Source organism: Mesorhizobium sp. WSM3626 (genome assembly GCF_000513935.1).
Lineage (GTDB): Bacteria > Pseudomonadota > Alphaproteobacteria > Rhizobiales > Rhizobiaceae > Mesorhizobium > Mesorhizobium salmacidum.
In genome coordinates this window covers 20,071-38,679 of sequence record NZ_AZUY01000041.1, presented here as the reverse complement: position 1 = coordinate 38,679, position 18,609 = coordinate 20,071, and the positions used below count along the sequence as shown (strand labels likewise).

The window sequence follows — 18,609 nt, the reverse complement described above, 5'->3', positions numbered from 1 at the left end:
AGAATTCGTCTGGTCCAGTCGCATTTCCGGCGCTGCGGTGCATGGATGTCGCTGGGGACCATTTGCACCTGGCGTCGAGAAGCACCCTTTTCATTCGATTTCTCCACCGCTAGAGCAAGACACCAATAACTCGGCGGGGGCGCAAGCATGACACTCTATCGGGCCGATCCGAAACACGGCGTCGCATGGGTCACGGGCGGCAGCAGCGGCATCGGCCGCTCGCTGGCCAGGGATCTGGCGTCACAAGGGTATGCGGTGGCGGTGACAGCGCTGGACGACGATCCGATCGACACGCTCATCGTCGAGACCGCACAGATGCCGGGCAAGGTCGTGTCCTTTCCCTGCGACGTCACCGACGAGCCGCGCATGGCAAAGACGGTGGCGGCGATCGAGAAGGACCTCGGGCCGATCGTGCTCGCCATCTTCAATGCCGGACACTACATCGCGACACCTGGAGAGTCGCTCGTCGTCAACGACTTCCGCCGCTCCTTCGAGGTCAACTATTTCGGCATCATCAATGGGCTGGTGCCTGTGGTCGAGCATATGCGGGTGCGCGCGCGTGGCCATGTCGTTCTGGTCGGCTCGGTGACCGCCTATTTCGGCTGGCCGACCACGGCAGCCTATGGTGGCACCAAGGCGGCGATCAACATCCTGGCCGAGTCGCTGAAATATGATTTCGACAAGATGAACATCCGCGTCCAGGTGGTAAACCCCGGTTTCGTCGACACGCCACTGACCGAAAAGAACATGCTGCCGATGCCGGGCCTGATGCCGGTTGGCCGTGCGACGCGCCGCATGGTGAAGGGAATCAAGTCCGGCGGCTTCGAAGTCACCTTCCCGTACAGAACGAGCTGGCCGCTGAAAATTCTTGGCATGCTGCCAAGGCCTTTATGCAGATGGGTGATCAACCTGACGACCAGCTGGAAGGCACGGCCGCTGCAGTATGAGCGCAAACCGCCCAACAAATAGATGCCCACAGGATTGGTGGCTTGGCTGCCTGAACGGCCGTTGCCTGTGCATGGCCACCACCATAGCTTGAATGTTGTTGCGTGGAGTCTGCGATGGGGCGACGGATCGTGTTTGCTGTGCTGGGCCTGATCGCCGTCCTCGCACTGGCCTTTGTATTGGGTCCACGCGTACCGGTCGACACCACGATCCGTTTCGATCCTTCCGTCATCGGTGACGACCCACAGGCCTATGTGGCAAAGGTTGAAGCCGCCATGCCCGGTATTCGCGACGGGCTGGAGAAGGAGATCGTCTGGGCGAACCCGATGGTGCACGCCAAGACGCCGCTGTCGATCGTCTACATCCATGGCTTTTCCGCATCGAAGGGCGAGGTCCGGCCCTTGCCCGACGACGTTGCCGACCAGCTCGACGCCAACCTGTTCTACACCCGCCTCACCGGTCACGGGCAGGACGGCGCGGCGATGACGCAAGGCAGTGTCAATGCCTGGATCAACGACTATGAGGAGGCGCTCGCCGTCGGCCGGGCGATCGGCGACAAGGTGATCGTCATCTCAACGTCGACCGGCGGCTCGCTGGCGGCCTGGGCGGCGACGCAGGCCGGTGCATCCGAGGGCGTGGCGGCCATTGCATTCATCTCGCCCAATTTCGGCGTGAAGGCATCCGGCGCCGAGGTCCTGACCATGCCATGGGGAAAGCAGATCGCCGAACTCGTCGCCGGCAGGGAACGCAGCTTCGCGCCGCGCAACGCGCTGCATGAGAAATTCTGGACCACCAGATATCCGATCGCAGCGACAATGCCGATGCAGGCCCTGACGGAGCTAGCCTATGGCGCGCCCGTGGAGAAGGCGACCATCCCGGCTTTGTTCATCTTCTCGGATTTGGACAGAGTGGTGCGGGCCGACCGTACCCGCGAAATCGCCGCGCGCTGGGGTGGCCCGCATGAGCTGGTCCCCATCGAAAGCAGTGGTGATCCCGACAATCATGTCATCGCCGGCGACGCGCTGTCGCCATCCACCACGGCTTTCCTGGCGCAGCGGATTGCTGTCTGGGTCGAGGCGGTGGCGAAGTAAGGTTCGGAGACGAAAAGGGCTGATGAAGCATTGCTTCATCAGCCCTTTTCTTTGTTGGTCAGTCACCAGCCAACCACCAAGGGTTGGCCAACTGCACAAGGCGTATTAAGCAGCTCGCGCCGCCGGACGCTTGCCGCCGAAGCGGCGCTTGTTGTTGCCCTTGAAGGGCTTGGCGCCTTCGGGCTTGCGTTCTCCGGCAAAGGCCGGCTTGTCGCCGAAGCGCTTCTTGCCGAAGCCGTTGTTCTGCTTCTTCTCGCCGCCCGGTCGCCGGCCGTCGCGACGCCCATTGCGGTCGCTGCGATCATTGGCGGGTTCGAAGCGCTCGTTCTTTTCCGCCGGATTGCGTGCCGGATCGGGGCTGCCGAGATGGTCGGCAACAACAGGCAGCTTGGTGCGGATGATCCGCTCGACCTGGCGCAGCTTGCTGTTCTCCGAAGGATCGCAAAGCGTGATCGCGATGCCATCCATCCCGTTGCGACCGGTGCGGCCGATGCGGTGGACGTAGCTTTCAGCCTCGTCCGGCAGGTCGAAATTCACGACATGGCTGATGCCGGGCACGTCGATGCCGCGCGCGGCGATGTCGGTCGCAACCAGGATGCGCACCGAACCGTCGCGGAAATCATTCAGCGCCTTCTGACGCGCATTCTGCGACTTGTTGCCGTGGATGACGGCGGCCTTGAAGCCGTCGCGCTCGAGGTCCTTGGTCACCCGGTCCGCACCATGCTTGGTACGCGAAAAGATGATGACGGACTTCATCGCCTCATCGGCGAGCATCGTCGACAACACCTGGCGCTTCTGCTTGGTGCGGGCGAAGACGACCCCCTGGACGATTTCGGCGGCCGCGGTGCTTTGCGGCGAGACTTCGACACGGACAGGGTTCTTCAGGAGGCCCTTGGCGAGCTCAGCGATCTCGTCCGGCATGGTGGCCGAGAAGAGCGCCGTCTGGCGATCGGGCGCGGTCGCCTTGGCGATGCGCTTGACGTCGTTGATGAAGCCCATGTCGAGCATGCGGTCGCCCTCGTCCAGCACCAGCCATTTGGTGTCGGAGAGGATGAGGTCGCCCTCGCGCACGAGGTCGGTCAAGCGACCGGGCGTGGCGATGAGGATATCGACGCCGGGAGCAACCTTCTTCACCTGGCTGAAGCGCGAGACGCCGCCCAGCACGAGTGCCGTCGAGACATGCGCGCCCTTGGCGAGGATCTTGATGGTATCCTCGATCTGCACCGCGAGTTCGCGGGTCGGCGCCAGGATCAGCGCGCGGGTCGTCTTGGCGCGCCGCTTGGTGCCGAGCGCGATGATCTTCGATAGGATCGGCAGCGCGAAGGCCGCGGTTTTGCCGGAGCCGGTCTGCGCGATGCCGAAAATGTCACGGCCTTCCAGCTGCGGCGGGATGGCCTGCATCTGGATCGGCTTCGGTTCGGCGAAGCCGGCATTGTGGGTGGCCTTGAGCAGCGCACCCGTAATTCCCAGCGCCGCGAAACCGGAAAGTTCCGCGGTGTCGTTGCCGGGCAAAGTGTTTTCGTTGGTCAAAATAATCTTCTTTCACGCGGCCTCTGGCCGCAAACGTCAATCGCGGCAGGGCGCAACCTGCCGTCGAAAATTTGATATGAAACGACAAGGCGGGCGGACACGTGCGTCCACTCGGCTGCGCTGTCGTGCCCGCAGGCATCATGCCACGGGGCTTTTTCGCCACTTTGTGATGTACCGGAAAGAGGGGCCGATATACCGGAAAGAGGGAAAACAGACGCAACCAGTCTCATTTGTCGAGAAGGCCGGAATCTCCCGGCCCAAGCGCCTATGGGTTGCATATGGCTGAGTTCGCCCCGGAATGCAAGAGGCGCGATGTTGCGGTGCAGCAAAAACCAGCCAGAAGCCGACGCTTGCGCTCCCCGACGGGCATCATTACCACAAACGCAGCTTCCGTTTTCTGGGGACCGAGCGATGAAAGACGTGCTGAAGGAACTCGAGCGGCGGCGTGACATCGCCCGCATGGGCGGCGGCCAGGCCCGCATCGACGCCCAGCACAAGAAGGGCAAGCTCACAGCGCGCGAGCGCATCGAGGTGTTCCTCGACGAGGGCTCGTTCGAGGAGTTCGACATGTATGTCGAGCACCGCTCGACCGACTTCGGCATGGAGAAGACCAAGATCGCAGGCGATGGCGTCGTCACCGGCTGGGGCACGGTCAACGGCCGGCCGGTCTATCTCTTCGCCAAGGATTTCACGGTGTTCGGGGGCTCGCTGTCGGAAGCCCATGCCGAAAAGGTCATCAAGGTGCAGGAGATGGCGCTGCGCAATCGCGCGCCGATCATCGGCCTCTACGATGCCGGGGGCGCGCGCATCCAGGAAGGCGTCGCCGCACTCGGCGGCTACGCCGAGATATTCCAGCGCAATGTGCTCGCTTCGGGTGTCATTCCGCAGATCTCCGTCATCATGGGCCCTTGTGCCGGCGGTGACGTCTATTCGCCCGCCATGACCGATTTCATCTTCATGGTGCGCGACACCTCCTACATGTTTGTCACCGGGCCGGATGTGGTGAAGACCGTTACCAACGAGACGGTGACCGCCGAGAGCCTCGGCGGCGCTTCCGTCCACACGACGAAATCCTCGATCGCCGACGGCGCCTATGACAATGACGTCGAAGCACTCCTGCAGATGCGCCGGCTGGTCGACCTGTTGCCAGCTTCCAACACGTCGGAGCTCCCCGAGATCGAATGCTACCAGTCGGTCACCGACCATGACATGTCGCTCGACCGGCTGATCCCCGACAATGCCAACAAGCCTTACGACATCAAGGAGCTGATCCTGAAGGTCGCCGATGAGGGTGATTTCTTCGAGATCCAGCAGAGTTTTGCGAAGAACATCGTCACCGGTTTCGGCCGGGTCGAGGGCCGCACGGTCGGCTTTGTCGCCAACCAGCCAATGGTGCTGGCGGGCGTGCTCGATTCCGACGCCAGCCGCAAGGCGGCGCGCTTCGTGCGCTTCTGCGACTGTTTTTCTATTCCCATCGTCACCTTCGTCGATGTTCCCGGTTTTCTGCCCGGCACGGCGCAGGAGTATGGCGGCCTGATCAAACATGGCGCCAAGCTGCTTTTCGCCTATGCCGAGGCGACCGTGCCGAAGATCACCGTCATCACCCGCAAGGCCTATGGCGGCGCCTACGACGTCATGGCGTCGAAGCATCTGCGCGGCGACATGAACTATGCCTGGCCGACGGCGCAGATCGCCGTTATGGGGGCGAGAGGCGCGGTCGAGATCATCTACCGCAAGGACATCGGCGATGCCGAGAAAATCGCTGCCCATACAAAGGCTTACGAGGACCGCTTCCTGTCGCCATTCGTAGCCGCCGAGCGCGGCTATGTCGACGAGGTGATCATGCCGCACTCGACCCGCCGCCGTATCGCCCGAGCGCTTCGCATGCTGCGCAACAAGGATATGCAGAACCCCTGGAAGAAGCACGACAACATTCCGCTGTGAACTGGTGTCGCGGGCATCGCGGTTGATCAGCGCCCGCCTCCGGCAGCCACCAGTTCGCGCAGCACCGGCACCATTGCCAGCGGCAAATCCTCGGCGATCAGCCCCGGCCCGAACCGACTGCCGGTCTCGGCATGGATCCAGACCGCCGTGCAGGCCGCTTCGAAGGCCGGCATGCCTTGGGCAAGCAGTCCGGCCGTGATGCCGGACAACACATCGCCCGACCCTGCGGTGGCAAGCCAGGCCGCGCCATTGGAATTGATCGCTGCCCTGCCGTCCGGAGCGGCGATCACCGTATCGGCGCCCTTGTAGACGATGACGGCATTGGCGCGCGCTGCCGCCGCGCGTGCCTTGTCAAGCTTCGATGAGGCATTGTCATCGGCGATGCCAGGAAACAGCCTGGCGAACTCCCCTTCATGCGGTGTCATCACCAGCGCGGGCGCGTCCGGCCCGCGGGCGGCTTCGAACAAGGCATCCGGCGCCTCACGAAACGAAGTGATCGCGTCGGCGTCGAAGACCAGCCCGGCAATTCCAGTGGACGCGGCCGCTGGCTTGCCCGACGCGAGCAGCGCAAGCGCGAACGCCTGGGTTTTTTCACCGACGCCAAAGCCAGGCCCGAGAACAAAGGCCGATGGCCGGCGCTCCTCGACAAATGCCTCAATGTCGGCAGCGTCGTCGGCCCTGCGCAGCATGATTGAGGTCAGGTGCGCGGCATTGACCTGCATGGCGTTGCCCGGCGACAGGACCGTCACCGCCCCTGCCCCGCTTCGGGCAGCGCCAAATGCAGAGAGCCGCGCCGCGCCGGTGGCATTGGGGCCACCGGAAAAGACACCGACATGGCCGCGCTTGTATTTGTGCGCGTCGACGGCCGGCACCGGCCAATCGCGCAACCAAAGCGCTGGTCCGTTCTCGAACGTCCGGGGCTGGAGCGTTGCAATGATCTCCGCCCCGATGCCGATATCGGCAAGCACGATCTCGCCGCATCGCTCCCGGCCGGGCAGGAGCAGATGGCCGGGCTTCTTGCGCGCAAACGTCACTGTCAGCTCGGCCGAAAACGACCTGCCGAGCACCTTGCCGCTGTCGCCGGAAATGCCGGAAGGCAGGTCGACCGCGACAACCGGCAAATGCAGGTCGGTGACCAGATCGACCGCCCTGGCGGCCTCGCCCGACAGCCGCTTGGACAGCCCTGCCCCGTAAAGCGCATCGACCACGATCGAGCCGGAACCGGCATCAAAGTCCAATAGCGGCCGGGGCTTGATTGGGCATTCGACGGCGGCGAGCACCGCATCGCTATGCGGCTTCGGCGGGGCAGACGCCCAGACCGTCGTGGCGACGCCGCTGCCGGCAAGGATCCGGGCAACGACATAACCGTCGCCACCATTGTTGCCCGGGCCGCACAACACATGGACGTGCGCCGCCGCGGGATAGCGCCTGAGCACTTCGGCCGCGACGGCTTGCCCGGCACGTCGCATCAATCCAATGCCGCCGGGTGGACCTGCTGCAATTGTCAGCCGATCCGCCTCGCCCATCTCGGCGGAAGTAAGAAGTTCGTGGCTCATGGATTGCCGATCCGCATTCGATCAAGCATTGTCCAGTTTTCGGCTCGACGCAAACGGGGAGGAGCTGGCGCTGTCATGACCATGTCGATCGGCGCAAGGATCGCAGGCACCAAGCTGCGCACCAGATGAGCAATTTGCCCAGATATTGGGCAGACATGCACAGGAGTGCCGGATAGGCTACAGCCGTTCATGCCGCTTCCAATGCAGCGCATGACGCGAATTTGCATCTGGGGGTGACATAGCTTTGAAATCGTATGACACCGCTTCTGTTCCCTCCGACTGGCACAGTTCGTGCTTGATTGAGGCGCAAGCGGGGGCTCACAACCCGTTTTTTTGGCAGTGGAGGCCACTTTTTACATGAAAAAGATCGAAGCGATCATCAAGCCATTCAAGCTGGACGAAGTGAAGGAAGCGCTTCAGGAGGCCGGACTGCAAGGCATCACCGTAACCGAGGCCAAGGGGTTCGGGCGCCAGAAGGGTCACACTGAACTCTACCGCGGCGCCGAATATGTCGTCGACTTCCTGCCCAAGGTGAAGATCGAGGTCGTGCTCGGCGACGATGCCGTGGAAGGCGCGATCGAGGCCATCCGCAAGGCGGCCCAGACCGGCCGCATCGGCGACGGCAAGATCTTCGTCTCCAACATCGAGGAAGTCGTGCGCATCCGCACCGGCGAAACCGGAATGGACGCGGTTTGAGCCGGCCATCCTCTAAGAAACGTCATCCATCAAAAAACGTCAGCACACAGGGATACATGACATGACGACAGCCAAAGACATCATGAAGCAGATCAAGGACAACGACGTGAAATTCGTCGACCTGCGCTTCACCGACCCGAAGGGCAAGCTGCAGCACGTGACGATGGATGTTGTCGAGGTCGAGGAAGACATGTTTGCCGACGGTGTCATGTTCGACGGCTCCTCGATCGCCGGCTGGAAGGCCATCAATGAGTCCGATATGGTGCTGATGCCCGATCCGGACACAGTCCACATGGATCCGTTCTTCGCGCAGTCGACCATGGTCATCCTGTGCGACATCCTCGATCCGGTCTCGGGCGAATCCTACAACCGCGATCCGCGCGGCACGGCCAAGAAGGCCGAGGCCTACATGAAGTCGGAAGGCATCGGCGACACCATCTATGTCGGCCCGGAAGCCGAGTTCTTCGTGTTCGACGACGTCAAGTACAAGGCCGATCCCTATAACACCGGCTTCAAGCTGGATTCGACCGAACTGCCGTCGAACGACGACACCGATTACGAGACCGGCAATCTCGGTCACCGCCCGCGCATCAAGGGCGGCTATTTCCCGGTGCCGCCGATCGATTCGGCACAGGACATGCGCTCCGAAATGCTGACGGTGCTCGCCGAAATGGGCGTGCGCGTCGAAAAGCATCACCATGAGGTGGCCGCCGCCCAGCACGAACTCGGCATCAAGTTCGACACGCTGGTCCGCAACGCCGACAAGATGCTGATCTACAAGTACGTCGTGCACCAGGTCGCCAACGCCTACGGCAAGACGGCGACCTTCATGCCGAAGCCGATCTTCGGCGACAACGGCTCGGGCATGCACGTCCACCAGTCGATCTGGAAGGGCGGCAAGCCAACTTTCGCCGGCAATGAGTATGCCGGTCTTTCGGAGAGCTGCCTGTTCTACATCGGCGGCATCATCAAGCATGCCAAGGCGATCAATGCCTTCACCAACCCGCTGACCAATTCCTATAAGCGACTGGTGCCGGGCTACGAGGCGCCGGTGCTGCTCGCCTATTCGGCGCGCAACCGTTCGGCGTCCTGCCGCATCCCGTTCGGCAGTTCACCGAAAGCAAAGCGCGTCGAGGTCCGCTTCCCCGATCCGGGTGCGAACCCCTATCTCGCTTTCGCCGCCATGCTGATGGCCGGCCTCGACGGCATCAAGAACAAGATCCACCCGGGACAGCCGATGGACAAGGATCTCTACGACCTGCCGCCAAAGGAACTGAAGAAGATCCCGACCGTCTGCGGTTCGCTGCGCGAAGCGCTCCAGAGCCTCGACAAGGATCGCGGCTTCCTGAAGGCCGGCGGCGTCTTCGACGACGACCAGATCGACAGCTATATCGAGCTCAAGATGGCCGAAGTGATGCGCTTCGAAATGACCCCGCATCCGGTCGAATACGACATGTACTATTCGGTCTAAGATTCCGCTCGGATAGTGTTTCGAAGCCCTTGAAGGATTTCCCCCCTTCAAGGGCTTTTTTGCTGATCCAAGGAGGACGCATCTGAGCTCGGGCAGCCGGCCCTCTTGGCCGCCGCAGAAGACCTCGGGTTGGGTGGCAAAAAACCCGTTCGAGGACGTTGGCGGATGGCCTTTCGGGACACAATCGAACGCCAGGAGCGAGCGGCGCACTGCCTCAGGCTGCAATGCCCGCTCGTCCGGCGCCCCCGCCAATGCCGTCGTTCACGAAACCCCCGCCCCGTTCGAACAGCATCGCTTTGGCGTAACCCCCAAGGCGACGAATACGCATGCCGCGGCGTGGCCTGTCAACGCCGCCTGCCGGAGGCACAAATCGCCGATTTCGATGTATGAACAGTGGCTTATATAAAGGATCGGTGGTGTACGGACGAGCTGAAACAGGCTGTTTTCCGGGCTTTTTCAATGAACTCGGAAATGCATGAGACGAGTGGCGGCAAGGGGCGTCAACCAAAGCCTCTCGTTCGGCTAAAATTGCCCGTCCCTTTTCAACCTGACTTTTTTTGGGGGAATTCGCCGTTCCGGCAAAAAGGCCCGGGCGTTTCCGCCCGGGCCTTTTCCACAATGAACATCCGCGTGCGGCGCGGAGCTGACCACGCCGCAAAGAGAATCAGGCAGCGGCCGAAACCTCTGCGCTCGCCGGCACCGAAGCGATCGTCTTCAGGATCTGCGAGGCGATCTGGTAGGGGTCGCCCTGAGAATTCGGACGGCGGTCTTCCAGATAGCCCTTGTAGTCGTTCTTGACGAACGAATGCGGGACGCGGATCGAGGCGCCGCGATCGGCGATGCCATAGCTGAACCTGTTCCAGGGCGCTGTCTCGTGCTTGCCGGTCAAACGTTTGTCGTTGTCCGGGCCGTAGACGGCGATGTGGTCCATCAGGTTTTTGTCGAAGGCCGCCATCAGCGCTTCGAAATAGGCCTTGCCGCCGACTTCACGCATATAGGACGTCGAGAAATTGGCATGCATGCCCGAGCCGTTCCAGTCGGTGTCGCCGAGCGGCTTGCAGTGGTATTCGATGTCGATGCCGTACTTCTCGGTCAGGCGCTGCATCAGATAGCGGGCCATCCACATCTGGTCGGCGGCCTTCTTGGAACCCTTGCCGAAAATCTGGAATTCCCACTGGCCCTTGGCCACTTCGGCATTGATGCCTTCGTGGTTGATGCCGGCCGCGAGGCAGAGATCAAGATGTTCCTCGACGATCTGGCGCGCAACGGAGCCGACATTCGAATAGCCGACGCCGGTATAGTACGGGCCCTGCGGCGCGGGATAGCCGCTTTCGGGGAAGCCGAGCGGACGGCCATCCTTGTAGAAGAAATACTCCTGCTCGAAGCCGAACCAGGCGCCTTCGTCGTCGAGGATGGTGGCGCGCTTGTTGGATGCATGCGGCGTAACGCCGTCGGGCATCATGACTTCGCACATGACGAGCACGCCGTTGGTGCGGGCCGGATCGGGATAGACGGCGACCGGCTTCAGCACGCAATCGGAGCTATGCCCCTCGGCCTGCTGCGTCGAGGACCCGTCGAAACCCCACAGCGGCAGCTGCTCGAGCGTCGGGAACTCGGCGAATTCATTGATCTGCGTCTTGCCGCGAAGATTGGGGACCGGGGTGTATCCATCGAGCCAGATATACTCGAGCTTGTATTTGGTCATTCTAGAGCCTCTCGTTGCTTGGACACCGCAAGCAGGCGATGTCGATGCATGGCCGAAACAGGCCGGCCTGCCGATGGTTAAAAAGCAATTCGTATGCCACTCGGCCTCCGACGGGTGCGGCAAAATGGTCATGCCAAGGCTTTGATTTTGCTGAGCCGTCTCAGCAATGCGTCAAGATCGGCCAAACGGCAATACTGCTTAAATCATAGGCAAATCATGATCTTTTCCTGAGCATATTGCCTAAATGAATCGCAGAACCTATTTTGATGAGAACTGAATCGGCAAGCTTCTGAAAAAGCAGGGAGACCGGCAATGCAAGTCACGCAATCGCGTCCGTCGGCGAAAATCCTGATGTTCCCGCTGGCAGCGCGCAAGCCTGCCTTAAATTTAGGCGCCAAGGCCAAATTCGCGGCAGAGCTTGCCGCGCTTCGCGGCGAGCACGCCGATTCCGATGGCTGGTATCACGAGGCCGCCGTCGAGGAAGAGAACCCGCAACGGAAGAGCTGAAGCCCTCCACGTCGATCTCACATGAAAAAGCCCGGCGCGATCGCTCGCGCCGGGCTTTTCGTTCGTATCGGCCGATCGGCTACTCCTTGGCGTGCAGGTCGGTACCGAGCGTATCCTTGACGAAGATCATGCCGATGATCAGCGTCATTGCCGCAATTACCACCGGATACCAGAGGCCATAGTAGATATCGCCCTTGTAGGCGCTGAGCGCGAACACCGTCGCCGGCAGCAGGCCACCGAACCAGCCATTGCCGATGTGGTAGGGCAATGACATGCCAGTGTAGCGAATGCGAGTCGGGAACATCTCGACAAGGATCGCCGCGATCGGCCCGTAGACCATGGTCACGAACAGCACCAGGATGAACAGGATACCGATTGTCATCGGCCAATTCACCGCCGCCGGATCGGCGAACATGGCGAAGGCGCCGCCGCCCGGTATGTTGTAGACGGTGACCTCGGGCGCGCCCGCTGCCTCCTCGGTAGTCAAGAGCTTGTCCTTGACCGCCTGATCAATCGGCACAGTCGCCTTCTCACCGGCACGGATCGCGGCGGCGTCCAGCTTCAGTTCCGGGTTGGCGGCAACAAACGCATCGAGTTTCGGGTCCGCAACCTTGATCGCCGCACGCTTCAGCGGATAACCGCCGTCCCGCAGGGACATGTTGACAGCCTTGGCGAAGGCCGCGTCCTTGGCCTTGGCCTGATCGCCGGCGGCGACCGCGTCGTAGGACGCCACCGTCTCTGTACCAATCTTGACCGACGCGGCCGTCCCGGGCGCGGCCGTCGACACCACATCGTACGGAACCGAGTTCTTGGTCAGGAACGAAGTCGCGATGTCGCAGGACGTCGTGAATTTCGCGGTTCCGACCGGATTGAACTGGAACCTGCAGTCGCCGGGTGCTGCCGTCACAGTTGCCCGAGTGCTCTGCTGTGCCTTGGCGAGCGCCGGATTGGCGGCCCAGGTCAATGCCTTGAACAGCGGGAAGGTGCAGACTATGGCAAGCGCCAGGCCAGCCATGATGATCGGCTTGCGGCCGATCTTGTCGGAGAGCCAGCCGAACACGACGAAGAAGATCGAGCCGAGCGCCAGCGCGACGGCGATCATGATGTTGACCGACTGCGCGTCGACCTTCAGCACGTTTTGCAGGAAGAACAGCGCGTAGAACTGGCCATTGTACCAGACGACGGCCTGACCGGCGGTGAGGCCGAGCAGCGCCAGGAGAGCGATCTTCGCGTTTTTCCACTGACCAAAGGCTTCCGAGAGCGGCGCCTTGGAGCCCTTGCCCTCGTCCTTCATCTTCTGGAAGGTCGGGGACTCCGAGAGAGACAACCGGATCCAGATCGAAATGGCGAGCAGCAGGAAAGAGACGATGAAAGGAATGCGCCAACCCCAGGCGGCGTAGCTCTCCTTGCTCAGCGATCCCTGCACAATCAGGATGACGATCAGCGACAGGAACAGGCCGAGCGTCGCTGTCGTCTGGATCCAAGAGGTGTAAAAGCCGCGGCGGTCATCGGGCGCGTGCTCGGCGACATAGGTCGCCGCACCACCATATTCGCCGCCCAGCGCCAAACCCTGCAGCATGCGCAGGACAATCAGGATCACCGGAGCAGCGATGCCCAGGGTTGCATAGCCGGGCAACAGGCCGACCAGGAAGGTCGACAGGCCCATGATCGTCATGGTGACCAGGAATGTGTATTTGCGGCCGACGAGGTCGCCGATGCGACCGAACAGCAGCGCGCCGAACGGGCGCACCAGGAAACCTGCGGCAAAGGCCAGCAGCGCGAAGATGTTGCGCGTTGCCTCGGGAATCGTCGGACTAAAAAAGGTCGAGCCAATGAAAGCCGCCAGCGAGCCGTAGAGATAGAAATCATACCATTCGAAAACGGTGCCGAGCGAGGAAGCGAAGATGACTTTCTTCTCCTCCCGCGTCATGCCCCGGCTCCTTCCGCCGGCGGTCGATGCCATTGCCATTGAGTTATCCTCCCGTGAGACCCAGTCCTAGATGCTGTGCGCCAACGTCCGCGTTCTCCTCCGAACGCGGACTCAAAAAGCGCAGCCAGCACATGAAAAATGGCAGAAAGCGCCGGGGAAAGGCACCGCGACGATGGGATTATGACTTTCGTATTAGGTGCAGTGCGAAGGCGGAGCGAAGCGCTCAGCCCCGCAGCGCTTCGAGCAAGCTGACAGCGGCCATCATGTCTCGTTTGCGGGCGGCACGACGCGCGGCTGCTTCGGCGTCCTGTCCCCACTGCGCGATCTGCCAGTCCTCGTCGACATGGCCGGCGGCCCAGGCCTCCTCGCCGTCGAGCTCGCCGAAATCGACCGCCAACGCCAGCAATGCCGAGCCGGTCAGCGATGTCATGACATGAATGGCGGCCAGGCGCAGCGGCTCGGCGCGCTGCGCCAGGTGGCTGCCCAGCACGGCAATGGTTTCGCGCGGCTGCTCGACATGGATGATACCCTCGGCAAGGTTGAAGCGAACCCCAAGCGCGGCGCGTGCCCAGTCGATGACAGGATCCCACTGTTCGTTCTGCCGCTCGACCAGCCCTTGCGGGGCATCGGCGCGATAACAGAGCAGATCCGACGAGGCAAACCGCAGAATGTCTTCCAGCACCGCCTGCGGATCGCTGGCCACGCCATCGATGGCGGTGTTGACCAGCCGCATCACCGGCATTGTCACCGGATTGATCGTCTCGCCCTGTTCCGCGAACTCGCCGGCAACCAGCGCCGCGGCCGCTTCAGTCGGCAGCGCCAGCAGCGCCTTGCCGGGCGTGCGCACCGGCCTGCCGTCGAGTTGCACCGCAAAACCAGCTTCCACCGGCACGACCGAGACCTCCTTGTAGAAGCGCTTGGGCAGCGGCGTCTTCATCTGGATCTGGGCGCGACGTACCGGATCCGGATCGGAAAGATACTTGCCCACTTCAAGGTCGTTGAGGATGTCACGCATGAAGTCTCTTTCTCACACCGGCGTCAGCTTACGTGCCGGCCGGTTGACGATGATCAGCCCCGTCGCAATCAAGCCAAGTGCCAGAAAAATGCGAATGGTCAGCGGCTCGTTCAAGATGATCGCACCGCATAAAACACCGAAGACCGGCGACAGGAAGGTGAAGCTCGACAGGCCGGAGGCCGGATAGCGGCGCAGCAGCCAGAACCACAGCACGTATGTAAAGGCGACGATATAGATTGCCTGGAAAAGCAGCGCCAATGTCGGCAGCAAGGCTGGATCGCGAACGGGTGGGCCCGCGAGAGGCATTACCAACACGCCAACGATCGCCGCGCCGGCGAGTTGATAGAGCAGCAGCTTCTCCGCGCTTGCCTCGACCAGTTTCGATCGTTTGATGAGGATGTTGGTCAGGGCCCAGAAAAACCCGGAACCAAGGCTCAGGAGATCGCCGAACAGCATGTCTCCGCTACCGCCGAGCTTGTCGGAAAAAACGGTGGCGAGACCCGCGAAAGCCAACAGCAGGCCAAGGAACTTGCGCGTGGTGATCTGTTCGCCGAGCAGAAAGTGGCCGCCGATCAGCATCCAGAACGGCATTGAGTTGACCAGCAGCGTGTTGCGGGCAACGGTGGTGTGCTCCAGCCCGACATAGAGGCAAAGGAACTCGACGCCGAAAAGCACGCCGACCGCGATGCCGGCCAGCAATGTCCCATCCCTGGTGAACAGCGCAATGCCGCGCCAGCGGCACCAGAGGAAGACGCAGAAGCCGCCGATGACCGAGCGTGCGATTGACAGGAAGACGGGGTCGTAGCCGGCGTAGGAGATCTTGGCGGCGACGTAGTTCAGGCCCCAGGAGAAGGTCAGCCCGACCATGATGGCGGCGGCGGCCATATCGACTGTATCGCGCCGATCGAGCGCGTCGGTGGCGCCGCTCACGATCAATCCTCCGCGCTGGCGTCGTCGAAGCCGATCAGGTTCCAGCTCTGGCGCATGTGCGGCGGCATCGGCGCGGTGACGTCGATGACGCCCTTGTCCGGGTGCGGGATAATGATGCGGCGCGCGTGCAGGTGCAGGCGGTTTTGAATGCCGCCGGGAAAATCCCAGTTGGTGTCGGCTTCGAAGTATTTCGGGTCGCCGATGATCGGGCAGCCGATATAGGCGGCATGGACGCGGAGCTGGTGGGTGCGGCCCGTATAGGGCTCCATCTCCAGCCAGGTCATGGTCTGCGCCGCCTGCTCGATGATGCGGTAGTAGGACACAGCATGGTCGGCGCCCTTTTCACCATGCGCGGCCACGCGCACGCGGTCGCCATCCTCTGTCGGCTCCTTGATCAGCCAGGTCGAGATCTTGTCCTCGCGCTTGGGCGGCACGCCTTTGACCAACGCCCAGTAGGTCTTCTTGGTTTCTCGCGCCCGGAACGCCTCGGAGAGCTTCATGGCGGCAAGCCTGGTACGGGCGACAACCAGTACGCCCGACGTATCGCGGTCGAGCCGATGCACCAGCCGCGGCTTCTCGCCCTTCTGGCTGCGCCAGGCTTCCAGCATGTCGTCGACATTGCGCGTGACGCCGGAGCCGCCCTGAACCGCGAGGCCCGCCGGCTTGTTGAAGACGAAGACTTTCGGGTCCTCATGGAGCAGCATCTTGGCGAGCACATCCGCGTCGCCCTGGTTGCGGATCGAGTGGCCCGTGAGCGCGCTCTCGCCCTTCTTGTCCACCTCGAGCGGCGGCACACGCACCATCTGGCCCGGCTCGACGCGGGTGTCGGCCTTGACCCGGCCGCCATCGACGCGGATCTGGCCGAAGCGCAGCAGCTTCTGCAGATGGCCGAAGCCAAGTCCCGGGAAATGCGTCTTGAACCAGCGATCGAGCCGCATGCCCGCCTCGCCGGCCTCCACCGTGATCTGTTCAACGCCTGCCATTTTTTCGCTATCCGTTTTCCCGAGCAGGGCTCTTGGCCTGCGCTTGGCGCGGCAATAGCACTAATGCATGCCGGCCAAAACCATAAAGCATGCCATGGCGTGCTTTATGGCAGGCTTCTTGCGAGCCAAAGTCCCAGAAACAGGGCAATGATCGCGCCAATGACGCTTGCAAGCGCGTAACCGAACGCAGGCAGCGTGGCTCCCCGTTCCCATAGCGCCGCGAAATCGAGCGAAAAGGCAGAGAAGGTGGTGAAGCCGCCAAGGATGCCGGTGGCGACGAACAGTCTGAGCTCGTTCGATCCGCCGCGGCGCGCCAAAATGCCGATGAACAGCCCCATCGCAAAGGAGCCGATGATGTTGATCGCCATCGTGCCCCAGGGATAATTGGGGCCGACAAGGCGCAGCGCGCCCATACTGGTCAGATGGCGGATGCCTGCACCGATGCCGCCGCCGACCATAACGAGAAGCAGATTGAACATGGAAGTTTACTGCCTCACACGGTAGCCTCGGTCAATGCCGATCGGCCGTCACCACTCAGGCGTTGTCCAGCCTGGATATTTCTTCCTGAATTCGCCGTACAGGGCATCGATTTCCTGTTTGCTGACCGGACGCATCTGCTCGTAGAGATAGCCGGTAACGTTGCCCGACAGCTGGTATTCCGCAATGCGTCTGTATGCGGCTCCGATGCCTTTCCCCTGAACAATGTATTGCGCAGGCATTGTAATGCAGATCTGCGCACCCGGCTGCAGGTGGGTCACTGGCGGGTCGGTTACAACAATATATCTGGACTTCAACGGCTCCACGCGGAATTGGTCGCGGCTGTCAACCTGGCAAGACAAGGTAAGGTGGGGAAAAAGATCGGGATTCATAACAAACAGCAGAGAATCACTCATCACCGAGCTTGAGGCGAATACGGAGAAACGGTCTCCGGATTTCGTTTTGTTGACCAGATCATCAATGAGGCGTTTATATTCTTCCAAATTGTCAAGTCGAAGGGGAAGCGTTGCTTCCCTGGCGAAGACGAATCTGACCGGCGACAGCCACTGGCGGCCGACCGGTAAAAGGGTACCGAAATACGCAAATCCGGCGACAACGGCTATGGCGACGGTTGACCATCGCGATCTCAGTGCCGGCATCGAAACGATGGCCACGATTGCCTGGGCGTATGCAGGAAAGAGCCAAAGGAAAAGTGGCATCGAATGATGCCGATCCAGGTCCTGCGTGCGGGTAAAAAGAAGAAACGTGAGTATGGAGGCCACGACGCAGAACAGGGAAAAATTATTGCGACGTATGATAGAGTAGTAAATTCCTACAAAAATCAGCAGCCAGTTCACGTAGCTGAGACGAGATTCTATTTGGTCGACTTGGGAGACGAAGGTCGTCCTGTATCCGCTGTAAAGGTCGCCATAGCTGGTTCCCAGGATCCTGGCGATCAGGGGCAGCTGGAAATTCCATGCGGTTCCAAGAATAACGAGAATTGCACAGGCACCTCCTAACACGGCTTTCCAGAGGGTCGGGATGTTTCGGTCCTTCGCGACCTGCAACAAGCAAAAGAACGCCGCGGAGAGCATTATCCCCATCGCACCATATGCATACCAACGGCGCAGCATGAACGCAGACCACAGACACACGCCGACGCAAATCCCGCTGATCACCGGCTCGCGGGTCAGGAACTTTGACCTCCAAAGAAAATACGTTGCCGCGGCAAGCGTGAAACAGCCGGCAATATCAGGTAACCCGCGAAGCGTCGCCGCCCAGAACGGAGTGTAGAGAAAGGCCGCAATCCAGACGGCGACCCAGCCACGGGATGGCGACGTCTTGGAGACAGCCTCCAGGTAGCTCATTCTCGCTATGAAAAGGACTGTGGGAACCAGATAGACCGTGACTATTCCGATGATGAATGGAAGCCTTGAACCTCCAAAAAGCACATAGAACGGCAGCAACGGCACCAAAATTGCCAAACCGTAATCATCCGTCTGGATAGACAGGCCCAATCGATTCAGGCACTTGAGAGGGCTCTCAACCAAGAGAGCACCGAGTTGATTAAATCCGTTGAAATAAGCAATAAAGTCCCAGTAATAGACTTTCTCTTCAAGATTTAAATAAACGACGCACAAGGAGATTCCTATCAATGCGCTACAGAGATAGGTCCCGACCCAAAATCGGAATGCTTTGTTCTCCGTCAACCGACCCACCCAAGGAAGCCACAGTGAAGAAATAGGCATTTAAACGCATTGGCGCCGCCAGCGTGGTGGATACGCTAAAAAAATTACCGCTTGGATAAATTGTCAGAGACAGGATCTCAT

General features: G+C 61.2%; 15 protein-coding genes. 6 read left to right on the top strand and 9 right to left on the bottom strand.

Features of this window, described 5'->3' with window-relative positions; translation table 11 throughout:
- Window positions 1-147: 147 nt before the first annotated feature.
- Both M653_RS0123880 and M653_RS0123875 read left to right on the top strand, forming a co-directional pair.
- Window positions 148-969 (top strand): SDR family oxidoreductase, encoded by an 822-nt coding sequence (locus M653_RS0123880; protein ID WP_027145597.1) that lies wholly within the window; start codon window positions 148-150, stop codon window positions 967-969.
- A gap of 92 nt (window positions 970-1,061) precedes the next feature.
- Window positions 1,062-2,036 carry an alpha/beta fold hydrolase gene (locus M653_RS0123875; RefSeq protein ID WP_027145596.1) on the top strand — a complete coding sequence of 325 codons (975 nt, stop codon included), beginning with the start codon at window positions 1,062-1,064 and terminating at the stop codon, window positions 2,034-2,036.
- Between the two features lie 105 nt (window positions 2,037-2,141).
- On the opposite strand, the gene M653_RS0123870 is transcribed toward M653_RS0123875, so the two are convergent.
- The gene (locus M653_RS0123870) at window positions 2,142-3,566 is read right to left on the bottom strand and encodes a DEAD/DEAH box helicase (RefSeq protein WP_027145595.1); all 1,425 of its coding nucleotides are present in this window, start codon (window positions 3,564-3,566) and stop codon (window positions 2,142-2,144) included.
- A gap of 411 nt (window positions 3,567-3,977) precedes the next feature.
- Here M653_RS0123870 and M653_RS0123865 point away from each other — a divergent pair, with 411 nt between their 5' ends.
- A complete protein-coding gene (locus tag M653_RS0123865; protein ID WP_027145594.1) occupies window positions 3,978-5,510 on the top strand; it encodes an acyl-CoA carboxylase subunit beta in 1,533 nt (510 codons plus the stop codon).
- 26 nt (window positions 5,511-5,536) lie between these two features.
- On the opposite strand, the gene M653_RS0123860 is transcribed toward M653_RS0123865, so the two are convergent.
- Window positions 5,537-7,066 carry a bifunctional ADP-dependent NAD(P)H-hydrate dehydratase/NAD(P)H-hydrate epimerase gene (locus M653_RS0123860; RefSeq protein WP_027145593.1) on the bottom strand — a complete coding sequence of 510 codons (1,530 nt, stop codon included), beginning with the start codon at window positions 7,064-7,066 and terminating at the stop codon, window positions 5,537-5,539.
- 357 nt (window positions 7,067-7,423) lie between these two features.
- On the opposite strand from M653_RS0123860, the gene M653_RS0123855 reads away from it, so the two are divergent.
- Together M653_RS0123855 and glnA are read left to right on the top strand one after the other, a co-directional pair.
- Window positions 7,424-7,762 (top strand): P-II family nitrogen regulator, encoded by a 339-nt coding sequence (locus M653_RS0123855; RefSeq protein WP_006205430.1) that lies wholly within the window; start codon window positions 7,424-7,426, stop codon window positions 7,760-7,762.
- 61 nt (window positions 7,763-7,823) lie between these two features.
- Window positions 7,824-9,233: a type I glutamate--ammonia ligase gene (glnA, locus tag M653_RS0123850; RefSeq protein ID WP_015317961.1), complete on the top strand. Its 1,410-nt coding sequence runs from the start codon at window positions 7,824-7,826 to the stop codon at window positions 9,231-9,233.
- A 664-nt stretch (window positions 9,234-9,897) separates the two neighbouring features.
- Here the strand turns inward: glnA and M653_RS0123845 are convergent.
- Window positions 9,898-10,938, bottom strand: coding sequence for a glutamine synthetase beta-grasp domain-containing protein (locus M653_RS0123845; protein ID WP_027145592.1), 1,041 nt, complete (start codon window positions 10,936-10,938; stop codon window positions 9,898-9,900).
- Window positions 10,939-11,250: 312 nt separating this feature from the next.
- On the opposite strand from M653_RS0123845, the gene M653_RS0123840 reads away from it, so the two are divergent.
- A complete protein-coding gene (locus M653_RS0123840; protein ID WP_027145591.1) occupies window positions 11,251-11,445 on the top strand; it encodes a DUF2735 domain-containing protein in 195 nt (64 codons plus the stop codon).
- Window positions 11,446-11,524: 79 nt separating this feature from the next.
- Here the strand turns inward: M653_RS0123840 and M653_RS0123835 are convergent, their stop codons facing one another.
- The 6 genes from M653_RS0123835 to M653_RS0123810 all read right to left on the bottom strand — a co-directional run bounded on the left by M653_RS0123835 (window position 11,525) and on the right by M653_RS0123810 (window position 18,420).
- A complete protein-coding gene (locus M653_RS0123835) occupies window positions 11,525-13,414 on the bottom strand; it encodes an MFS transporter (RefSeq protein WP_027145590.1) in 1,890 nt (629 codons plus the stop codon).
- Window positions 13,415-13,598: 184 nt separating this feature from the next.
- Window positions 13,599-14,390, bottom strand: coding sequence for an ATP12 family chaperone protein (locus M653_RS0123830; RefSeq protein WP_027145589.1), 792 nt, complete (start codon window positions 14,388-14,390; stop codon window positions 13,599-13,601).
- A gap of 12 nt (window positions 14,391-14,402) precedes the next feature.
- Window positions 14,403-15,275 carry a DMT family transporter gene (locus M653_RS0123825; RefSeq protein WP_051442781.1) on the bottom strand — a complete coding sequence of 291 codons (873 nt, stop codon included), beginning with the start codon at window positions 15,273-15,275 and terminating at the stop codon, window positions 14,403-14,405.
- Between the two features lie 47 nt (window positions 15,276-15,322).
- Window positions 15,323-16,303 (bottom strand): RluA family pseudouridine synthase, encoded by a 981-nt coding sequence (locus tag M653_RS0123820; RefSeq protein ID WP_027145587.1) that lies wholly within the window; start codon window positions 16,301-16,303, stop codon window positions 15,323-15,325.
- 104 nt (window positions 16,304-16,407) lie between these two features.
- Window positions 16,408-16,782, bottom strand: a complete 375-nt coding sequence (gene crcB / locus M653_RS0123815; RefSeq protein WP_027145586.1) for a fluoride efflux transporter CrcB — start codon at window positions 16,780-16,782, stop codon at window positions 16,408-16,410.
- Window positions 16,783-16,830: 48 nt separating this feature from the next.
- The gene (locus M653_RS0123810; protein WP_245262286.1) at window positions 16,831-18,420 is read right to left on the bottom strand and encodes a hypothetical protein; all 1,590 of its coding nucleotides are present in this window, start codon (window positions 18,418-18,420) and stop codon (window positions 16,831-16,833) included.
- Between the last annotated feature and the right edge of the window lie 189 nt (window positions 18,421-18,609).

Excerpts from the sequence above, each read along its gene's own strand:
- M653_RS0123880 (WP_027145597.1), top strand. The coding sequence starts at position 148 with ATGACACTCTATCGGGCCGATCCGAAACACGGCGTCGCATGGGTCACG.
- M653_RS0123875 (WP_027145596.1), top strand. The coding sequence starts at position 1,062 with ATGGGGCGACGGATCGTGTTTGCTGTGCTGGGCCTGATCGCCGTCCTC.
- M653_RS0123865 (WP_027145594.1), top strand. The coding sequence starts at position 3,978 with ATGAAAGACGTGCTGAAGGAACTCGAGCGGCGGCGTGACATCGCCCGC.
- M653_RS0123860 (WP_027145593.1), bottom strand. The coding sequence starts at position 7,066 with ATGAGCCACGAACTTCTTACTTCCGCCGAGATGGGCGAGGCGGATCGG.
- M653_RS0123855 (WP_006205430.1), top strand. The coding sequence starts at position 7,424 with ATGAAAAAGATCGAAGCGATCATCAAGCCATTCAAGCTGGACGAAGTG.
- glnA (WP_015317961.1), top strand. The coding sequence starts at position 7,824 with ATGACGACAGCCAAAGACATCATGAAGCAGATCAAGGACAACGACGTG.
- M653_RS0123845 (WP_027145592.1), bottom strand. The coding sequence starts at position 10,938 with ATGACCAAATACAAGCTCGAGTATATCTGGCTCGATGGATACACCCCG.
- M653_RS0123840 (WP_027145591.1), top strand. The coding sequence starts at position 11,251 with ATGCAAGTCACGCAATCGCGTCCGTCGGCGAAAATCCTGATGTTCCCG.
- M653_RS0123835 (WP_027145590.1), bottom strand. The coding sequence starts at position 13,414 with ATGGCAATGGCATCGACCGCCGGCGGAAGGAGCCGGGGCATGACGCGG.
- M653_RS0123830 (WP_027145589.1), bottom strand. The coding sequence starts at position 14,390 with ATGCGTGACATCCTCAACGACCTTGAAGTGGGCAAGTATCTTTCCGAT.
- M653_RS0123825 (WP_051442781.1), bottom strand. The coding sequence starts at position 15,275 with ATGGCCGCCGCCGCCATCATGGTCGGGCTGACCTTCTCCTGGGGCCTG.
- M653_RS0123820 (WP_027145587.1), bottom strand. The coding sequence starts at position 16,303 with ATGGCAGGCGTTGAACAGATCACGGTGGAGGCCGGCGAGGCGGGCATG.
- crcB (WP_027145586.1), bottom strand. The coding sequence starts at position 16,782 with ATGTTCAATCTGCTTCTCGTTATGGTCGGCGGCGGCATCGGTGCAGGC.